The sequence below is a fragment of the Larkinella sp. C7 genome (genome assembly GCF_006149005.1).
Taxonomy (GTDB): Bacteria; Bacteroidota; Bacteroidia; order Cytophagales; family Spirosomataceae; genus Larkinella.
This window is the reverse complement of the sequence record NZ_VBSL01000003.1, coordinates 38,369-55,145: the sequence shown is the minus strand read 5'-3', so window position 1 is coordinate 55,145 and position 16,777 is coordinate 38,369. Positions and strand designations below refer to the sequence as shown.

Sequence of the window (16,777 nt, the reverse complement as noted above, 5' to 3'; positions counted from 1 at the left end):
GACGGTTTCGGTTAATCGGTTTTCGGTGTTATTTCCTTCGTAAAGGAGCAAGTTCTACTTTTCTAACGAACATCTCGGCACCCTCGGATTGAATCTGGATGCGGCCTTTCGCGGGTTTCACCTGGGTAGCCTGATTGACCAGCGTCCCATTCAGATAAATGGAAACCGTGTCACCCTCGGCCACGCAAACCATCGTATTCCACTCACCCAGCGGTTTTTCGAGGTCTTTGGCCCCCCGAAACCCCTTGACATCCTTCCAGGCCGGGTCCCGGTCGAACCAGTCGATCCGGCCGCTGTGGATGGTCAGGGGCGTACCCGATGGGGAGTATACATTTCCCCGGCCTTCCTGTTTGGGCGCTACGGTGGCCGTCAGTGCGTAGTTCTCACTGCCATCGCCCACCACCAGAAAATCACCCGATCCGCCCTCGATGAGCTGGCATTCGATGGAACGCATCCAGATCCCGCGATACCCACCATCCGGCCCCGTGGAATGCAATAGAATGCCATTGTCCCGCGCGCGGTCTTCCCGGGGGGCATAGGTTCTGTCCCCCCATTTGAACTCCACCGTCAGCGTATAATTCCCGTACTCTTCGTTGGTAATCATGCTGCCATATTCTTCGCCCGAGACGTGAATCAGCCCATCGTGTACCGTAAAAACCTTTTTAACATCATTCTCCCGTCCCCGTTTTTCAATAAAGACGTACCACCCCTTCAGGTTTTTTCCGTTGAACAGTTTGACGGTTTTCGACCGCACCGATTGAGCGGTGACCATGCCTGTAGTAACCAACAGGCCGACGATCACGGCAAGGCTCAAGTTCCTCATTTGCAGGGTATATTTTTTCAGGAACAGATTCCGGTTTTATTTTTTCTGACTGGCCTGAATCATCCGGTCCAGTCGGTAGGGCAGCGCGTTGAGAAAAGCGATCAGATGGGCCATTTCGGTCGGATTCAGTTGCTGATCCAGGCCCGGCGGCATCATCGACAACGTCTGCGGTTCGATGGCGGTGATCTCCGAACGGGCAATTCGTACACCGGGGGCAGGCCCCAGTTCAATCACGACCGACTCCGGAAGCTGTTCCTTGAGAATACCCGTATACGACGTGTTTTTCGTGACCACCCGGAACGTTTCATACTCCCGGGCAAAACTGGCACTCGGGTACACGATGGCTTCCAGAATGTCGTGCTGGGAACGGATTTCACCGATGTTGGTCAGGTCGGGGCCAAAACGCCCGCCTTCGGCTCCGACGGCATGGCAGGTAGAACACGAGGCCTTGCCGTAAAACAGCTTCCGGCCTTCGCCCACATCGCCCCCTGTCAACCGGGCTTCCAGGTTTTGCAAGTGCGCCAACCGTCCCGCATGCAACGACTTTAGCCTGACGAGCAGCGGGGCTGCCTGGGTTTGCACCGAAGCGGGAAACGGCTTCAACAGGTTTTGAAAATCCTGCTCCGGTACATTATCCAGCCGTTCCGAAACCGCTTGCAGGGCCGTGATGAGTTCCTGGCCGACCCGCTCATCCCGGTTTCCTTCAAAGGCGCTCAACAGGGGCGGCAACAGGAAGGCATCCGCCTTCCCGATTTGGGTGCGGGCAATCACCAGCAGCTGGTCATTGGTCAGTTCAGCGTGGTTCAGGAGCCGCACCGCCTGCTGGCGCACCGGCGAGTCAAACGATGGGCCGAGGTACGTCAGCAAACGTTGAAATTCATTGTCCGACAAACCGGGCGACGACATGATCCGCGCGCTCAGGGCTTTCAGCCGGAAGCCAACGGGCGTCTTTTCAGCCTGAACAATCCGGTCCAGTTGCGGATTCAGCACCTTGATCCGGCGGGATTCAATCAATCCCAATACCTGGGAAAGCACCAGCTCATCGTCGCTCCGAAGTTGATTCCCCAGCTCTTCCACCCACGCGTCCGGCAGTTTCTTCAACGTACATTTCGCCATGACCTCCAGCAGCAAACCCTTTCGGGCGGAGGTTGTGGCCGCACTTCCGAGTTGCGCGGCTAAAAAGTTCTGCAGCGCGGGTTCCTTGCTAAAGGTCAGCATCAGTTCCCGCACCGAACCGGCGTCGGCATCCGAAAGCGTCCCGTCCTTCAGTTTTTTTTCCAGAAAACCGATGACGATGTCCGACCATTCCGGGTGATGAGACGCCACCCAGATACCGGTTTTCTGAAAATCCGTCTCCCGGGCGGCCAGGGCTGCGGCCAGATGCGTTTTTTGGAGCGGGGCACCGTCCATCTGATCCAACGCAATCAGGGCCGCCATTCGGATCTTCGAAGACGGATTTTCCAGCGCCCTGACCAGCAGTTCCGTATTCCTGAGCGTAATGAGTGAATGAATGATGGCGTGTCCGACAAACCGGTCGGTGTTGCTCGCGGCTGCATTCAGCAAGGCCGGGACGGCTTTCTGATCGCCGATCTGCCCCAGGGCCGTGGCCGCCTGGCGACGAACCGGCAGCACATCCTTCTGCATCAAAGCGATGAGTTTGTCCACGGCCATCCTGTCTTTATGCAATCCCAACGCCCGAACGGCTGCCGTACGAACGACGCTACTCCGATCCATCAATGCTTTATGAACGCCATTCCAGGCCGCAGGCGTATTGATTCGGGACAAAGCAAACACCACCGATGCCCGTACCTCTTCATCTTTTAAGGCAGGCAAAACCGTGAGAAGGGGGTTGACAGCCGCATTTCCGCGTTGGATCAGTTGCTCCACCGCGTTGTCGCGGACGGCCAGCCGGGTATCCGTGAGGTAGTTGAGCAGGGTTTGGGGCGTCTGTTTGGCCAGCGCGAGTTTTTTGCCCCACGCATCGTTCGGTTTGGGCGCACCGGTTTTGCGGATGCGGTAAATACCGCCCTGAACATCCGGTTTGGCGACGCGGGACAGCGGGCATCCTTCGATGAACCAGCCGCCCGTAACCACCATCAGCATACTGCCGTCGGCATCCTGAAGCACATCCGTCGGGTGCGAATCCGCGCTGAACGACTTCAAAAAGACGTCATCCACCGTTTTGAACGTGGCTCCGTCGGGCGACAGGCTATGCCGCATGATTCGTCCGGTATTGAATTCGGCATTGAACAAATTGTTCTGATAGTCCGCCCCAAACCCGGCACCCCGGTAGCGCATGATGCCGGAGGGGGCCACGCGGGGCATTTTGGTCATCGTCGGCATCAGATCGCCGGTCAGTTTCAGGCCATCTTCAGCGATGACGGGGTTCGGTTTGGGGTACGTGCCGCCTTCCACCCAGTGCATGAGGGCGTCGCGCTGCCCATCCTGCGGATCGACAAAATAGGTCATCGTTCCGATGGTTTCGCCCGACGGCAGAAAGGCAATTTCAATCGAATTATCAAAACCGCCCCCCGCCAGCGACTCCAGGCCGGTTCCGTCGGGGCGGCAGCGCCAGATCCGGGCACTTTTTCCTTTCAGAACCTTGCCCTCTTTGGTGGTAATCGAAAAGCCCCGGCGGGCGTCGGTCAGGTAAAGCCAGCCATCCGGGCCGAAAAAAGGACCACCCAGCGTGGCTCCGTTGGCGTGCAGGGTCCAGCCCGTCAGGATCACGTCTTTCTGGTCCGAAACGCCATCGTTGTTCGTATCCGTATACTTCACCAGATTGGGCGATTCGGCCACATACAGGCTACCCTGGTAAAATACCCCACCTTTGGGAAACGGGATATTTTTGGCAAAAATACGGCTTTTTTCAAACTGGCCGTCTTCGTCGGCATCTTCCAGCAGACGAATGTGATACGACGGTTCGGCCAGCATTTTTTCGGTTCCCATGGCATTGGGGCCGGTTGACTCAAACACAAAAAGACGGCCAGCGCCATCGAAGCTGGCGAACATGGGATAGGAAAGCAAATCCGGCGCTACGGCCCGTTCGATGGTAAAACCGTCCGGCACCTGAAAGCCCGGCGTTTCGCTGGGTTTTCGACCCGTTGATCCGATCAGGAACAGGCCCGCCAGAAAGACCCCACCGGTCTGGCTCATTCGACGGCCCCACCGGTACGTACTGGTAATAAGAGACATAGGTATAGCAAAGAAGACTTTTACATACGGCAATCTTATTGCATTTCCTGCGTAGACGCAAGCAAGCCAACCCAATCCCGAAATAAAGTATTATTAATCAGCAAAAATGTAGAATCGGCTCCTCCCGGTGGCAGGCTACCGATTCGGGTAGGGCGTTGGGGAGAGATTCTGGAAGGATGAAGAGGGACGGTTTTTTCGCACAACGTGGACGAAGAAAAAGAGGAAAGCCCCATTCCGCGCCGTCAGCAGCAAAACGCCAAAAACGGTAGGCTCAATCAATTGGGAGTAAAAAACCGGGTAGACCAACGTGGTCAGTAAGAAAATAAAGCCCATCCATGCAATCGGTTTAACGGGTAGAAAGAGCACAAACGGAAGTAACCAGATCAGGTATTGGGGCGAAAACACCTTGTTGGTACTGATAAAAACCAGCAAAGCGCCCAGCAAAAACCGAAGCAGACTGTCCGCCGAAACCGTTCCGGTCTGCCCATATTCGCGCCGGAACCGGAACCAGCCAAGCGCCAGGAGCCCGCTAAAACCCGCCAGAAAGATGCCCGGTAAAGCTTTCAAAACCGACCCGACCCCACTGGCTTCCAGGTGAAAGGCCCCGTAGTTAAAGGCGGTGCTGACCCGCGATAAATCCGCCACATTTCCCAGCAAGACCAAGCCGCCGGCCACACTTTCGATTTGCAGTCCCCGCAACTGGTGGTACGTCAGAAAGGAAAACACCTGACTACCCGACAGAAACACAACCGGCAGCAGTACCAGCGAAACGGCAAGGGCTGTTCCGGCCACCAGCCGCACCGACGCCCGGTATTGCTGCCTGGCCAGGTAATACACCAGCAGAATAGGAACCAGCATAACCGGATATAATTTAGCCATGATGGCCAGACCAATCCACAACCCGGCCAGCAGGGGTTGCTTCTTCAAAACCGCGAGCAGCGCCAGTAAGGTCAGCCAGGCCGGAAAGAGATCATACCGCCAGAATACAAAATCTTTGCTGAGGATGATCAGCAGCAAATAAACCGCCAGGAGCCGCCAGGGGGATAACGATTCGGGCCAAAACCGGGCCACTCGTTGTACAGTGAAGGCAATCAGCAGCAGCAATAAAAAGGTTTCCAGTAAATATAGCAAGGAATACGCCCGGTAATCGAGCGTCATGCCAGCCGTAAGCAGGTGCGGAACCACCAACGGCAACAGGGCCAATGGCGGGTATTCGACGGTAAAATCACGGTACGGTATTTTCCCTTCAGACAGTTGTGTAGAAACCGAATAATACAATTTCATGTCGGCTGGCGGAGCCGTTGCTTTTCGGTGCCACAGCAAAAAGCCGTAGCTGAGCAGCAGCATTCCCATCGCCCCGGCGACCCACTTGAAGAATTTTTCTTTCACATGAACAATCCGTTAGCACCGGACGCAATATACCGGATAAGAATTGCTCAAACAATCGTGGACGGTTTTTCACCCGGCGGTGCAAAGATTTGGCTCATATTTGCTTTTTGGTAACCAGCTTGCTGATCGCCGTGCCGTTGATCGAAATGACTTCTTTTGCCTCCATCGCCGGCTCGATGTCGATGGCTCTGAAGTTGACGCTAATCCCTCCTTTCGGCCGGACCAGCACCACCAACCGTTTATCAGCGCCCGTTCCAACCTCCCGAAACTCTCGGATGGTCGCGTATTTGTAGGCGTAGCCCTCTTCCAGCGCAGCCGCTTTTTGTCCAAATTTGTCAAACGAAAGATAGGCATGCTGATAAGCCCCCGAAGGCAATCCGCCCTTCCCAAACCGCACCGAATCCCCCGCTTTCAGGACGATGCCGCGCTTCGTGGTAACGGGGCCGTCGATGCGTTTGCCCGCAGCCGGTAATTGCGCCAGACCGTTCAGGGAAACGACGGCAAGAACAAAAAACAGGATCCATTTCATACGACTCAGGAAGGGGTTTAGGGTGTACGGTTTTTGGTTTACGGTATTCGTACGGTAGCTGACGCCTGCTTGCCTGGATGCGCCAGCTACCGTACCGTTGCGACGGCCCAGCGTAAACCGATTTTATAGCTGCGCGGCCAGAACCGCAATGCCTTCTTCAAAACTTTTGGGTTCGTATCCCAACACCCGACGCGGTTTGTCCAGTACAAAACCGGTGCGCGGGGGGCGTTTGGCCGGTTGCGAAAACGTCGACGAATCGGCCTGGGTGATGAGCGACTTATCGAGATTGAAATACTCAGCGGTTTTGATGGCCATTTCGTAGGGATTCAAAAAGTCTTTCCCGGAAATGTTATAAATACCTTCCGCTTTCTGATCGGCAATGAGCCAGCAGCCGAGGGCCAGATCTTCGGCCAGCGTTGGCGTGCGCCACTGATCGGTCACCACTTTGATGGTCTTGCCGTCTTCCAGCGATTTCTTCACCCACAGAATAATGTTACTCCGGCTCATGTCGTGGGCAATGCCGTAGACCAGAACCGTCCGGGCGATGGCCCAGCGAATACCTGAATGAATAACGGCTTTTTCAGCGGCATATTTGCTCCAGCCGTAGAAACTGATCGGGTTGGCTTCGGCTTCTTCGGTATACGGACCAGCAGCACCGTCGAAGATAAAATCCGTCGAAACGTGCAACAGGAAGCTGTCGTTGCTGCGGCAGGCTTCCACCAGATACTCGACGGCTTTCACGTTCTGCGCCCAGCAGGCGTCTTTCTCCGACTCACACTGATCCACGTTGGTCATGGCCGCCGTGTGAATCACCACATCCGGTTTGGTTTCGCCAATTACGTCAAGCACCTGCTGGCGGTCGGTAATGTCCATGGACTGGTAGGAATACCGATCTGACTCCGGCAGCCGGTTGGCCCCACGCGCCGTGGCAATGAGTTCCACCTCTGGTTGCTGGGTCAACAAATCGACTAACTTCTGTCCCAGAAGGCCGTTGGAACCGGTAATAAGAATTCGCTTTTTCATAACATGCAGTCAATCACTTCCGATAGGTATACCCAAACTGTTTCGTAATTTTTTTCTTCTTCATCCATTCGCCCGAAACCGTCATGCGAAGGTCTTTCAGGGGGCGGTTGAGTGGATTGGCGGGTTGTTTGGCCACGCTGTCCACTACGGCTAAACCGTCAATCACCTCGCCAAAAACCGTGTAGTTACCGTCCAGGTGCGGGGTTCCGCCCAGGGTTTGGTAAACCTGTTTCTGCGCGTCGGTTGGCTGTCGTCCTTTCAACTGGGTGATTCGCTCGGTTTGTTTCTGAAAGTTTTCATCATCCCAAACCCGGCCCTGCACCACGTAAAACTGGCATCCGCTCGATGCTTTTTCGGGATTGTTATCGCGGGCTGCGGCCAATGCCCCTTTCTTGTGAAACAATTCCGGCACAAATTCAGCCGGTACGGTATAACCCACGTCACCATTGCCCAACATCTGTTCGGCCTGGGCCGTCCGGGAGTTCGGGTCGCCCCCCTGAATCATAAAATTCTGGATGATCCGGTGAAACAGCAACCCGTTGTAGAATTTTTCCTGGGTGAGCTTGATAAAATTTGCCTTGTGTTTCGGCGTCTGGTCGTAAAGAATCAACCGCATGACGCCAAAATCCGTCTGGATCGTCACCAGATAATCCTTGCGTTTGGAAGGTTTCTTGCCCAGAACCGACCCGGTTACCAGGAGGCAAATAAGGAAAACAAATAGCCGCATACGTGGTGTGTTGGATTTCTCTTTATTCTTTGGTCTATCCTCTTTTGTCTCCACTACAATTTCAACGCAAAGTGGTGACTGACAATATTAAACCGCTTGTTCAGATACAGCCGGTGGGCATCATACCGTTCGGGCTTATGGCCCGAATCGAGCGTGACGGCCACACAGCCAGCCTTCCGGGCTTCTTCAATCACGAAGTCGAGCAACTGGCTGGCATAGCCTTTCCCACGCTGGTCGGGCAGGGTCGACAAGTCATCGATGTAAAGGGTTTTCCCGCTGAAAAGCAGGTTCATGTAGCGGTAGCCAATGGCCGCCGGGGCTACGGTTTCGGCCAAATTCTGATCCGACTGATCGACAAAAGCGACCACGTAGCGGTCTTCTTCCTGCAACAAAAAAATCTGTCGGAGGGCCTGTTCTTCGGTCAAATGCGGCCGCAGGGTCACCAGAGCGGGCAGACAACGGCGAAGATCGGCTTCGGTTTGGGCAATTTTAATCATGGGAAACGGTGGCAGATGGCTTGAGCCGACAAGTTACAAGTTTTGGCGAACTGCCCGCAAAATTTCGTCCCCGCCTTTCGCTAATAAACTTTCCGCCAGATCATGCCCAATCTGCTCGGCATCTGCCAGCGGACCGCTGAATTGCTCCCGCAACAGCTCCTGGCCGTCCAGACTCACGACGCCACCGGTCAGCGTCAGTTCGTCGTTCTGCAAGGTGGCCAGCCCAAAAACCGGGATGCTGCAACCGCCTTCGAGTCTCCGCAAAAAGGCCCGCTCGGCTTTCAGACAGGCTTCGGTGGGCGCGTGGTTGGTGAGTTGCCGTACGGTATTGAGCTTGTCGATGGGCAGGCTGGTAGCCGCTTCGATGGCCACGCTGCCCTGCCCCACGGCGGGCGTAAAGTCCTCCGTTGGCAGGTATTCGGCAATCAAATCATCATATTCCATGCGGTGAACACCGGCATAGGCCAGCAGCAACGCGTCGCAGTGTCCCTCTTCCAGTTTTCGCAGGCGGGTCTGGAGGTTGCCGCGCATGTCGACGGTGGTAATGTGGGGGCAAAAATGCTTCAGCATGGCCACCCGGCGCGTCGAGGAGGTGCCGACAACAAACTCCCGGCCACCGGTCAGCGACAGGCTTTTGTCGTGACTCACCAGCACGTCGTTGACCCGTTCGCGCTCCGTGAAGGCAATAATCGCCAGATCGTTTGGCAGGGACGATTGCAGGTCTTTGGCACTATGAACGGCAATGTCGATGGTTCCGGCCCGGAGCTGATCTTCCAGTTCCTGCGTAAAAACGCCCTTGCTGCCGATTTTCGAGAGGGACCGATCCAGAATCTGATCGCCTTTGGTTTCAATCAGCACCAGTTCCGACTCGACCTCAGCCGCTTTCAGCAGATCCTGAATGTAATAGGCCTGCCAAAGTGCCAGCCGACTGCCGCGCGTTCCAATTTTTATTTTCATGGGTAAAAACCGTATCTGAAATGAAGGCGGCAAGTTATTCAAGAATTGGTTGCCGACCAACGAAAACGCCGGGCCGCGATTAGTCAATTGTTTTACATTTGCCATTCAGAAAAATTACCCATCCCCATAAATACGAGTGCCCACAATAAATTAGTCTCTTTTACCGGGTCTATTGCTGACGACTGCCGACCCGATCTCTACGTGCAGGGTAAAATCCTGCCGGTGGTTGTGCTGCGATGATTGGATGCTCTGCCCGAATTGGATGATAATGGCTTGCGGGCGGCATCGGGCTACGTATTTTACAATACCGGCTATAAATTTACTCCACATGAAAAGCTGGGCCATGAAGGCCGTAAACTCCCGGCCCTGTCGAACCTGGGTATGGGCTCAGAAACAAGTCTAATAGTTTCCTGCAATGGCAAAATTAAAATTCATCTGGAGTGTAACCAATGCTGCAGGCCTGAGTTTACGCGTATATTTTAAACAAATTATTACACTAGATCCTGCCGCTATGCTTCGTCATTCTATCCTTATCACTTACCGTAACTTTTTGCGCTATAAAAGTTCGTTCCTCATTAATCTGCTGGGGCTTTCCACCGGTCTGGCCTGCACCTTGCTGATTTATCTGTGGGTAGCTGATGAATTGTCGGTAGACGGATTTCATCAAAAAGGTGATCAGCTTTATCAGGTATTGGGAAATGTCCAACGTCCCAACGGCATTAAAACCAGGGAATCGATGCCAGCCCGATTGGGCGAGTCACTAGTGGAAGAAATGCCCGAGGTTGAGTACGCGGTATCTGTCAATGCATCTGGTGAGTATAGCGGAGAAGCCATTATCGCTTACGAGGATAAACAGATTAAGGCAAAGGGGATATTCGCAAGCGAAGATTATTTCAACGTATTTTCTTATGATCTTATCCAGGGAAATAAAGATCAGGTGCTGGCCGATAAGAATGGTGTTGTTATTTCCGAAAGGCTGGCAAAAAAAGTGTTTCATACCACGGACAATATTATTGGCAAAACGCTAGTCTGCAACCACCGGGTGCGTTTTGAAGGGCCGTTTCATGTATCGGGCATTTTTCAGGATACGCCCGTCAATTCTACTTGCCAGTTTGATATTGTTTTCAACTTCAAAAAATTGCTTGAGGGTGACCGATCTGCGGATCAATGGAATGCGGGGCCTGCGGAAACTTATTTGGTTCTGAAAAAAGGGACTTCTATTGACCAATTCAACAAAAAGATCTCGCAGTACCTCTTTTCAAAGGAGCCAGAAAGTAAGGCAACTTTGTTTGTCAGCCGCTATGCAAACAAATACCTGCACGGAATCTTTGAAAACGGTGTGCAATCCGGTGGTCGAATAGAGTATGTGTGGTTGTTTTCGATTATCGCCGTGTTCATCCTGGCGATTGCGTGTATCAATTTCGTGAACCTGTCTACCGCTCAGGCTTCCAGAAAGATGAAAGAGGTCGGGATTAAGAAGGCTATGGGAGTGAACCGGAACGCATTGATCTTCCAGTTTCTTGGCGAATCAACGCTGATGGCTTTTTTATCGCTGGCCGTTGCTACTCTGCTGGTTGTTTTGCTCCTTCCTCGATTTAATGAGCTTACCAATAAGCATCTGCATTTTATTCTTGCCCTAAATCCGATCCTGTCGATTGCGGGCATTGTGTTGCTAACCGGAATTGTTTCCGGTTCCTATCCTGCGTTTTACTTGTCGGGGTTTGATCCGGCAAGGGTTTTGAAAGGAAAGCTCAGTACCACTTTTGGCGAAGTCTGGATACGAAAAGGGTTGGTCATTACTCAATTTGCACTTTCTGTTGTTTTCATTGTTGCCTTTCTAATTGTCAACAAACAGATTGAATTTACGCAAACGAAAAATCTGGGCTACGAAAAGGATAATGTCCTGATATTCCAGCGGCAGGGCAGAATCAACTGGGATAACCACGATGCTTTCATGTCCGCGCTCAAGAGTATACCCGGAGTGGTGAATACCTCATATATGTTTGGAAGTATCCTGAATAGAGACCGTGCGCTGCACGGTGGTTTTTCATGGGAGGGCCAGCCACCGGGTGTAAAGGAAATGCAATTTCCGAGCCCGGAAATTAGTCATGATTTTATCGAGACATTGACTATTGAGATTAAGGAGGGGCGTACATTTTCAAACGCGTATGCAGATGAAGAATCGAAGATCGTCGTCAATGAAGCTGCTGTTAAGATGATGGGTTTTTCGGATCCCGTAGGCAGAATAGTCCGGGATGGGCAGCAGGAAAAACAGATCATTGGTGTGGTCGAAGATTTTCAGTATGGATCGCTTCATCATCAGATCAGCCCAGTATTTTTCCGATATTCTTCAAGGGGTAGCGATGTGATGGTAAAGGTCCAGTCGGGATCGGAAAAGGTTACCATCGAAAGACTAGGGGAAGTCTACGAGAAATTTCATCCGGGATACCCTTTTGAGTTCACATTTCTGGATACTGATTACCAGCAACTCTATGATTCAGAAAACAAAGTTGCCGTTTTATCAAAATACTTTGCTGTCATTGCGATCATCATTTCATGCCTGGGTTTATTTGGACTTGCTGCGTTTACTGCCCAAAGAAGGCAGAGGGAAATTGGTATCCGAAAGATCTTAGGGGCAACCGAAGCAGGTATTGTGTATCTTTTATCAAAAGATTTCACGAAAATGATTTTGATCGGGATTGCCATCGCCCTTCCTGTCAGCTATTTCACGGCGCTGAAGTGGCTGGAAAGTTTTGCTTACCGCATTGAACCGGAGTGGTGGGTTTTTGGCGGAGCTGGTGTTACAGCGCTATTGATCGCGTGGATCACGATAGGAATACAGACGGTAAAAACGGCACGCATTAACCCGACTGAATGCATTCTTAATGAATGAGCGGATAACTCATCAATACGAACGATCAGCCGGGAGGGGTGACCGAATCGGTCATCCCTCCCGGCTTTCTGGAATCATTTCGTCCCTTCGGGATTTTGGTAATGGAAGGGTGCGGTTTACGTTCTAGGCCGAATATCTCTGCCCCGATTCGGGATGCGGATCTTGGATATATGACTCCCTTTACACCCCCACCGTATCATTTTCGTCCGTCGGAATCTTTTCCTCGATGAAGTCCACAATCTGACCGGCGATGTCGATCCCCGTTGTTTTTTCGATGCCTTCCAGCCCCGGCGACGAGTTGACTTCCAGCACCAGCGGCCCCCGCTGCGATTGCAGCATATCGACCCCGGCGACCCGCAAGCCCAGGGCTTTGGCGGCATTGACCGCCGTCCATTCCTCGTCGGGCGTCAGCAAAACCGCCTGACCGGAACCGCCCCGGTGCAGGTTGGACCGAAATTCGCCTTCCTTGCCCTGGCGTTTCATGGCCCCCACCACGCGCCCGCCCACGACGAACGCCCGGATATCGGCCCCTTTGGCTTCGGCGATGTACTCCTGAATCAACACATTTGCTTTCAGACCGTAAAACGCTTCGATCGTCGACTTGGCGGTTTTGGCGGTTTCGGCCAGCACCACGCCCAGCCCCTGCGTGCCTTCGAGCAGTTTGATCACCACCGGCGGACCGCCCACCAACGCAATCAGTTGATCGACGTCTTTGGGGTGTTTGGCAAACACGGTTTTGGGCAGCCCTACGCCCGCTTTCGACAACACCTGCAAGCTCCGCAGCTTGTTCCGGGAGCGGGTAATGGCCTGGGAACGGGCCGTTGTGAACACTTTCATCATCTCAAACTGGCGAACCACCGCGCAGCCATAATCGGTAACGGAAGCCCCGATACGCGGCACAATGGCGTCAATTTGCTCCAGCGGCTGGCCTTTGTAAAGAACTTCGGGTTTTCCGCCTTCGATCATCACCTGGCACCGCAGGTGGTCGATCACAACGGGTTCGTGTCCGTGCTGCTCGGCAGCTTTGACCAATCGCCGGGTGGAATACAGGTCGGGATTGGTAGACAGGATGGCAATACGCATATCCGTAAAAAAGGAAAGTCAGTTGGTGTAGAGTCAGGGAAGCACAGACCCGGTTTTCGCGACAGAAATCAGGATTTCGGCGTCTGTTGTTTGAGTTGATATGAAACGTTTTGCAGTGATACGTCAACAACAAATTTGTTACGCAATAGTTTGCGGCCCAGCAAGACCGGGAAGCGCATCGTACCGCGGTTGGCCAGCGAGAATTCGGCCCGGATGAGCCGACCCATCACCAGAACGCGGGTTTGGATGACAAATCGCTTTTCGGATTGACCGAACGAGTTTTTAACGGTTTTGTATTGAAAAAGGTCGGTTACAAACTGCTTTTTTTTCCGGCCCCGCGCGCCCGCCAGCGTGAAATGCAACCGGGATTGGTCGCCGTTAGACACCAGTTTTACGTCGGTACAATGCAGGGCGGAAGTATAGGCCCCGGTGTCGATTTTGGCTTCGATGTCGGTCCAGCCCAGATCCGGAAAATCCACCCGGTCCGAAAAACCGATGATTTGTTTGGGGCGCTCGGCCGAAGCCTTCTGCGTCGGCTGTTTCATTTTCCGTTGCGAATCAGACTGCTGAACGTGAGCGACAAATCCATCATTACCATTTTGGCGCGGACGTTCCGTTCGATGTGAAAAACCGCTTCGTTCAGGTTGCCGACCATGTGTTCCAGGTGTTCCGGTTCGAGGACTTTGCCGAAGTTCTCCACAAACGTACGTTCTTCGGCGGGGAGTCGCAACAGTTCATTGACGCCGTGTTTCCACAAAAACAGGTCACGGCAGAGGTTCAGGCTGTAGTCGAGCAAACCGCGTTGTTTTTCTTTCCCGAGCGCATCGAACCCATCCGCCTGTTTAACCAGCGCGATCAGGTCCTGCCGGTAGCAAAACCGCATCCACTCGGCAAACCACGCGTGCCGGTCCGACCCCGGTTCACCGTCTTTCTGCTCCGGTTCTTCTTCCGACAACCGAATGGCTTCCGACAGATTTCCGTCGGCCAGATAGGCCATTTCCCGGGCTCGTTTTTCGGGCAGATTCAGGTGCTGGCGCAGGTGCGTGGCCACTTCGTCGTCCGAAAATGCCTGCACGGCCACGCGCTGGGTTCGCGACAGAATCGTGATCAGCAGTTTGTCGGACTGATTGGTGACCAGCAGAAAAAGCGTTCGGGCGGGCGGTTCTTCCAGCAATTTCAGCAGGGCGTTGGCCGTTGCCGTATGCAGATTTTCGGCACACCAGATCAGCACGATTTTATACTCGCCTTCGTACGCTTTCAGCGACAGTTTGCCCATCAGCTCGCGCGCTTCCTCGACCGGAATATTACCCTGTTTGATGCTGATCGCAGCCAGCCACTCCTCCAGCACGCGGTAGGGATGTTGGGCAACAAACTTGCGCCAGTCGGCCATGAACGATTCGCTGGTGACCTTGCTGCCCGCCACCGGAAAAATGATGGAAAGGTCCGGATGAATGAGTTTATTCATTTTCGTACAGGACGGACACCGCCCGCAGGAGTCGGCCAGGCCATCCGGAAGTTCCTGCCGGTTTTCGCAGTTGATGAACGTCGCAAAGGCCAGCGCCAGCGCGAGATTCGCACTGCCCGGTGGCCCGTCGAAAAGCTGGGCGTGGGCCAGGTGGTTGGTCTGAACCGCCCGCGTCAACGCCCGCTTCGTGTCGTCGTGTCCGATGATTTCGCTGAATTGCATGGTATCAAAAAAGCCGGAAAATCCTGCCGTTTAGCCTGTCGTCTTTCTGTTCAAATCCCCTCTCCCGCTTCTTCCTGACGCCGGTTGGCCGTCTGCCGATGCACTTCCCGCAAAATAGTTTCTTCGACCTCGTCAAAATCCAGCCCCCGGCGGCCGATGGTTTCGCGGGCAACCTGCAAGGCTTTGTCGAGCCGGTATTCCGTAAACCCCTCAGCCCCACCGCCCCACGAAAACGAGGGAATGTGTTTGGGCTGGAAACCGGCTCCGAACACGTTGGCATTCACGCCCACGACGGTGCCGGTGTTGAACATCGTGCTGATGCCCACCTTCGTATAATCGCCCATCATCAACCCGCAGAACAGCCGACCGGTATTTTCGAGCCGGTTGGTCGCGTAGCTGTACAGGTTCACGTTGGTATAATCGTTTTTCAGGTTGGAATTGTTGGTATTGGCTCCCAGATTACACCACGCGCCAATGACCGAATTGCCCAGAAAACCGTCGTGGCCCTTGTTGCTGTAGCCCAGAAAAACCGAGTTTCCGACTTCTCCGCCCACCTTGCTATACGGCCCGATGGTGGTGTTGCTGCGCATTTTGCCGCCCCAGTTCACCGTGGCGTTGTCGCAGAGTGCAAAAGGGCCAAGCATGACCGTCCCTTCCTGAATCAGCGCATTTCTGCCGATGTAAATCGGCCCATTTTCGGCATTCAGAATAGCTGCCCGAATCACCGCCCCTTCCTCCACAAAAATGTTTTCGGGCGCATAACAACGGGTGTGCGGGTCGGTAATCGGTTGCGAAGTTCGACCCGCCGTCAGCAGTTCAAAGTCGGTTCGGATCTGCTCACCGTTGTGAACAAAGATCGACGGCAGGTCTTTCAGAATCGTCAATGGCTCTTCGAATACTTTCCAGGTACCGGCATCGTCGGTCGAAGGAGCGGTTTCCAGCATTTTTTCGGTGCGGAGTGCCAGCAGCAACCCCTCAGCCGTTACCAGCCCCGACTCCGGTTTTAACCCATTCAACGCATTAATCAGGGCGTTGGTAGGGCAAACAGCACCATTTACGAAAAAATTATCGTGAATTGTCCGACGGGGATACTTTATTTGCAGATACAAGTCCGTCAAAAACGAAGGCGTTGTCTGGAGCCGGATGGCCCATTTTTCAGTGATGGTGCAGATGCCAATCCGGATTTCGCTTACGGGCCGGGTGAACGTAAAAGGCAGAAGGGCCGTGCGAATCGTTGGATCGTCAAAGAGAATCAGGTTGTGCATACACTACTCAACAGTCAGGTTGCAAATATCCGAGTTTAATCGGGAAAGTGACTGCCTGAATTTTATCAAATAAATTAATTTTTTTGATGTGCCTTTTAAACCATTGCCCCGTCTAAATGGTCACTGTACATAACATTGCCTTTTCCCGCCTATATCCACATGAAGAATATCCTTTTACTGGCTCTGATTGGTTCCATGCTGAATTGCGACAACAAAAAAATAGGGGTTCCTCAGATCCCGAATTGTGGCAATTTCATGGCGTTGAAGAATTCGCAGGAATGGTCGGCCGCTTCAACGGCGACCTTTGCGAACCGCGACAGCATCAATGTCATGGTGGAAGAATGCGGCACGTTTCGCACCGCTGGCGAAGTCGACTGGCTCAGTATTAATCAGTTACCCACGAAACCCGGCACCTATTCGCTGCGGCCCATCCGCTGGGACGACCTCAATGGCACCCCGCTTTCTGCCTGGGTGTATACCCGCATTGGTGACAACACGACCGGCGACCGCTACAACCTCTACGCGTCGAAGACCGAGACCAATGAGGTCATCGTCGACGCCTACAACCCCGCCAGCCGCCAGCTCGAAGGCCATCTGAACGCAACGTTCGTGATCGACCCCGACAGTGATTCGCCCGGCCGGTCGCGGCCCGACACGATCCGGATTCGGGATGCTATTTTTTCGGTGGTGGTCAACGGGGCAATTTAGT

Annotated in this window: 14 protein-coding genes; 2 read left to right on the top strand and 12 right to left on the bottom strand. The window is 53.5% G+C overall.

Going from position 1 to position 16,777, the window contains the following annotated elements; genetic code table 11:
- Positions 1-28: 28 nt before the first annotated feature.
- The 8 genes from FH871_RS08560 to hemC all read right to left on the bottom strand — a co-directional run bounded on the left by FH871_RS08560 (position 29) and on the right by hemC (position 9,140).
- Positions 29-823, bottom strand: coding sequence for a DUF1080 domain-containing protein (locus FH871_RS08560; protein ID WP_138991040.1), 795 nt, complete (start codon positions 821-823; stop codon positions 29-31).
- Between the two features lie 36 nt (positions 824-859).
- Entirely contained in the window at positions 860-4,018 is a 3,159-nt protein-coding gene (locus FH871_RS08555; RefSeq protein WP_138991039.1) for a PVC-type heme-binding CxxCH protein, read from the bottom strand.
- A 135-nt stretch (positions 4,019-4,153) separates the two neighbouring features.
- A complete protein-coding gene (locus FH871_RS08550; protein ID WP_138991038.1) occupies positions 4,154-5,407 on the bottom strand; it encodes a glycosyltransferase 87 family protein in 1,254 nt (417 codons plus the stop codon).
- A gap of 94 nt (positions 5,408-5,501) precedes the next feature.
- Entirely contained in the window at positions 5,502-5,936 is a 435-nt protein-coding gene (locus tag FH871_RS08545; protein WP_138991037.1) for a hypothetical protein, read from the bottom strand.
- A 123-nt stretch (positions 5,937-6,059) separates the two neighbouring features.
- Positions 6,060-6,959 carry an NAD(P)-dependent oxidoreductase gene (locus FH871_RS08540; protein ID WP_138991036.1) on the bottom strand — a complete coding sequence of 300 codons (900 nt, stop codon included), beginning with the start codon at positions 6,957-6,959 and terminating at the stop codon, positions 6,060-6,062.
- A gap of 13 nt (positions 6,960-6,972) precedes the next feature.
- Entirely contained in the window at positions 6,973-7,686 is a 714-nt protein-coding gene (locus tag FH871_RS08535) for a peptidylprolyl isomerase (protein ID WP_138991035.1), read from the bottom strand.
- Positions 7,687-7,739: 53 nt separating this feature from the next.
- Positions 7,740-8,183: an N-acetyltransferase gene (locus FH871_RS08530; protein WP_138991034.1), complete on the bottom strand. Its 444-nt coding sequence runs from the start codon at positions 8,181-8,183 to the stop codon at positions 7,740-7,742.
- Positions 8,184-8,216: 33 nt separating this feature from the next.
- Complete coding sequence (hemC, locus tag FH871_RS08525) at positions 8,217-9,140, bottom strand: hydroxymethylbilane synthase (RefSeq protein ID WP_138991033.1); 924 nt, start codon at positions 9,138-9,140, stop codon at positions 8,217-8,219.
- Positions 9,141-9,555: 415 nt separating this feature from the next.
- Between hemC and FH871_RS08515 the strand changes: the two genes are divergently transcribed.
- Positions 9,556-12,033, top strand: a complete 2,478-nt coding sequence (locus FH871_RS08515) for an ABC transporter permease (RefSeq protein WP_229317139.1) — start codon at positions 9,556-9,558, stop codon at positions 12,031-12,033.
- Positions 12,034-12,213: 180 nt separating this feature from the next.
- Here FH871_RS08515 and rimK read toward each other — a convergent pair whose 3' ends face one another.
- The 4 genes from rimK to FH871_RS08495 form a co-directional block, all read right to left on the bottom strand.
- Entirely contained in the window at positions 12,214-13,116 is a 903-nt protein-coding gene (gene rimK, locus FH871_RS08510) for a 30S ribosomal protein S6--L-glutamate ligase (protein ID WP_138991031.1), read from the bottom strand.
- A gap of 68 nt (positions 13,117-13,184) precedes the next feature.
- Complete coding sequence (locus FH871_RS08505; protein WP_138991030.1) at positions 13,185-13,661, bottom strand: RimK/LysX family protein; 477 nt, start codon at positions 13,659-13,661, stop codon at positions 13,185-13,187.
- Complete coding sequence (locus FH871_RS08500) at positions 13,658-14,803, bottom strand: DNA polymerase III subunit delta (RefSeq protein ID WP_138991029.1); 1,146 nt, start codon at positions 14,801-14,803, stop codon at positions 13,658-13,660. Before FH871_RS08500 ends, FH871_RS08505 begins: the two co-directional genes overlap by 4 nt.
- A gap of 50 nt (positions 14,804-14,853) precedes the next feature.
- A complete protein-coding gene (locus FH871_RS08495) occupies positions 14,854-16,068 on the bottom strand; it encodes a GlmU family protein (RefSeq protein WP_138991028.1) in 1,215 nt (404 codons plus the stop codon).
- A gap of 159 nt (positions 16,069-16,227) precedes the next feature.
- Here FH871_RS08495 and FH871_RS08490 point away from each other — a divergent pair, with 159 nt between their 5' ends.
- Positions 16,228-16,776, top strand: coding sequence for a hypothetical protein (locus FH871_RS08490; protein ID WP_138991027.1), 549 nt, complete (start codon positions 16,228-16,230; stop codon positions 16,774-16,776).
- Position 16,777 lies beyond the last annotated feature (1 nt).